This is a genomic window from Pseudomonas sp. NPDC086278 (genome assembly GCF_050280905.1).
In the GTDB taxonomy this organism is placed as follows: Bacteria; Pseudomonadota; Gammaproteobacteria; order Pseudomonadales; family Pseudomonadaceae; genus Aquipseudomonas.
Genome location: NZ_JBNNWE010000228.1, coordinates 1 through 1,169, shown reverse-complemented (window position 1 = coordinate 1,169; position 1,169 = coordinate 1). Strand labels below are relative to the sequence as shown.

General features: G+C 59.9%; 2 pseudogenes. One reads left to right on the top strand and one right to left on the bottom strand.

Annotated elements, in window-relative coordinates:
• Nucleotides 1-95, top strand: a pseudogene (locus tag ACQKP4_RS29195) (1-acyl-sn-glycerol-3-phosphate acyltransferase); the annotation flags it as partial.
• Nucleotides 96-142: 47 nt separating this feature from the next.
• Here ACQKP4_RS29195 and ACQKP4_RS29190 read toward each other — a convergent pair.
• Nucleotides 143-1,084, bottom strand: a pseudogene (locus ACQKP4_RS29190) (aconitase family protein); the annotation flags it as partial.
• Nucleotides 1,085-1,169 lie beyond the last annotated feature (85 nt).

The following is a 1,169-nucleotide window of genomic DNA, read 5'->3' as shown; positions in this document are numbered from 1 at the left end:
AACACATGCGATTGAACCGCTGGCGCAGTGGGAAAATTCTGATTCGTTCGTTGCCGGCCATTCCAACCGCCGGATTGAGCCTGGACGACATGCCCAAGTCGCAGGCCGCCAGGCCGGAAGTGGGCAGAACGACCTGCAACGAAACCTGATCCAGCAACTTGCCGGCAGCGCGGAAGTGACCGATGTTGGTCATGCACGAACCGATGAACACTTCGTCGATCTTCTCGCCAGCAACGCTGGACAGCAGACGGGCGTCGTCCGGATCGTTTGGCGCGCAGAGCACAGGCTCCTTGATGTCGGCCAGGTCGATTTCGATGATTTCAGCGTATTCGGCGTCAGCATCGGCAACCATCAGCTCAGGGTTGGCAACCCAGGCTTCCATCGCTTGGGCGCGACGTTCCAGAGTACGTGCATCGCCGTAGCCTTCGCCGATCATCCAGCGCAGCAGGGTGATGTTGGAGTTCAGGTACTCGGTGATGGAATCTTTCGACAGCTTGATGGTGCAACCGGCAGCCGAACGTTCGGCCGAGGCGTCGGACAGCTCGAAAGCCTGTTCGATGCTCAGGTTGTCCAGGCCTTCGATTTCCAGGATGCGGCCGGAGAAGGCGTTCTTCTTGCCTTTCTTCTCGACGGTCAGCAGGCCAGCCTGAATCGCGAAGTAAGGAATGGCATGAACCAGGTCACGCAGGGTGACGCCCGGTTGCATTTTGCCTTTGAAGCGCACCAGGATCGATTCCGGCATGTCCAGCGGCATGACGCCGGTGGCTGCAGCAAATGCCACCAGGCCGGAACCGGCCGGGAACGAAATACCCATCGGGAAACGGGTGTGCGAGTCACCACCGGTACCGACGGTGTCCGGCAGCAGCATGCGGTTCAGCCAGCTGTGGATGATGCCGTCGCCCGGACGCAGGGAAACGCCGCCGCGGGTCATGATGAAGTCTGGCAGGGTGTGGTGGGTGGTCACGTCGATCGGCTTCGGGTAAGCCGCGGTGTGGCAGAAGGACTGCATTACCAGATCGGTCGAGAAGCCCAGGCACGCCAGGTCTTTCAGTTCGTCACGGGTCATCGGACCGGCGCACTTCTGATACCTCCAGCAAGCTTCTCAACTCACCTTCACAGGCTTACAGAACGCTCCTCTACCGCATCACCTAAGTGATACCCGTAGCTTC